This is a genomic window from Staphylococcus sp. GDX8P114P-2 (assembly GCF_017892945.1).
Lineage (GTDB): Bacteria > Bacillota > Bacilli > Staphylococcales > Staphylococcaceae > Staphylococcus > Staphylococcus arlettae.
This window is the reverse complement of the sequence record NZ_JAESMB010000032.1, coordinates 1-1,005: the sequence shown is the minus strand read 5'-3', so window position 1 is coordinate 1,005 and position 1,005 is coordinate 1. Positions and strand designations below refer to the sequence as shown.

Here is a 1,005-nt window from a genome sequence, read left to right as displayed (position 1 = left end):
AAAATTTAATAGAATGTGTAAAAGCAGCAGAGGATAATGGTGAAAATTCTGAAGAATTGATTAATGAAGCCGTTAACTTATTGGTAAAAAGTAAATAATGGATATTTCAACTATTATTATGATGTTACTTATTGGGGTGTTCGGGGGCTTTATTTCGGGCCTAGTAGGTATAGGTGGTGCTATCATTATTTATCCAGCCATTTTATTATTACCACCACTATTTGGCGTTCCTGCATACAGTGCATACATCGCATCAGGACTTACTTCCAGTCAAGTCTTTTTCAGTACTTTAAGTGGGTCATTAAAAGCGCGAAAAAAAACAGAATTCTCCCCACCATTAGTTATTTATATGAGTGGAGGTATGATTACAGGGAGCATGTTAGGCGCACTCCTAGCAAATTTATTTAATGCTGCATTTGTAAATACGATATATATTATCATTGCTTTACTCGCATTAATTTTAATGTTTATTAACGTAAAACCGAATTTAAATCAGTCTTCCTTTAACAAACCATTATTAGTTATGGTTGGTCTTTTCGTTGGTATCATTTCAGGTATAGTTGGAGCAGGCGGCGCTTTTATTATTATTCCTATATTGCTAGTTTTATTCAAATTACCAATGAATACGGTAGTTGCTAATAGTATAGTAATTGCTTTTATATCTTCAATTGGCGCCTTTATCATTAAACTTATACAAGGTTACATTCCTTTAGAAGATGCGTTATTTTTAATAATAGGGAGTATTATTTTCGCTCCGTTAGGTTTAAAATTAGGTAAAAAGGTCCCTAGTTTTGTACAAAAGTGGATTATCAGTATTTTAATTATTATTGCAATTATTCAAATTGTTTTATAAATAAGAAAGAGAAGTACAACTAATATTAGTTGTACTTCTCTTTCTTATTTATAAAGTTAAAACATTCTCATATAGCAAGTAAAATAACACTGTACACTACAAAATAAAAAAGTCAAATGGTATATACCCCTATACCGTATATGTTATACTCA

1 protein-coding gene and 1 pseudogene are annotated in these 1,005 nt (G+C 30.8%); both read left to right on the top strand.

Annotated features, from left to right (window positions below):
- Positions 1–98: pseudogene (gene cstR / locus KA845_RS12935) on the top strand (persulfide-sensing transcriptional repressor CstR); the annotation flags it as partial.
- Entirely contained in the window at positions 98–853 is a 756-nt protein-coding gene (locus KA845_RS12930) for a sulfite exporter TauE/SafE family protein (RefSeq protein WP_210128194.1), read from the top strand. The pseudogene cstR and the gene KA845_RS12930, both read left to right, overlap by 1 nt.
- The last annotated feature ends 152 nt before the right edge of the window (positions 854–1,005 follow it).